1 protein-coding gene is annotated in these 323 nt (G+C 48.0%); it reads right to left on the bottom strand.

Annotated elements, in window-relative coordinates:
• Positions 1-323, bottom strand: a 323-nt coding sequence (locus B7705_RS00170; protein ID WP_193431894.1) for a hypothetical protein, incomplete at both ends; no start/stop codon positions are given.

The raw sequence follows: 323 nt of genomic DNA, 5'->3' as shown, positions 1-323 counted from the left end.
GCTGAGATAGAAGCTGAGTTCTGGTTGTTAGATGCTGAAGCTGAAGCACTTTGGCTGGCGCTTACTGATGCTGAAGTACTTTGACTTGCTGATACTGAAGCTGATTGGCTAGCTGATACAGATGCTGATTGGCTTGCACTGATGCTTGCACTTACTGATGCACTTACACTTGCACTTGCTGAAGCACTTTGGCTTGCTCTTGCTGAGCTTGATGCTGATTGGCTTGAGCTTACTGATGCTGAAGCGCTTTGGCTTGCTGATACTGACGCAGAGTGGCTCGCGCTAGCTGATACAGATGCTGAGTTCTGGTTGTTAGATGCTGA

Source organism: Streptococcus oralis subsp. dentisani (assembly GCF_002096685.1).
Lineage (GTDB): Bacteria > Bacillota > Bacilli > Lactobacillales > Streptococcaceae > Streptococcus > Streptococcus oralis_AD.
The sequence above is the reverse complement of the archived record's forward strand: the minus strand, read 5'-3'. Positions and strand labels throughout refer to the sequence as shown.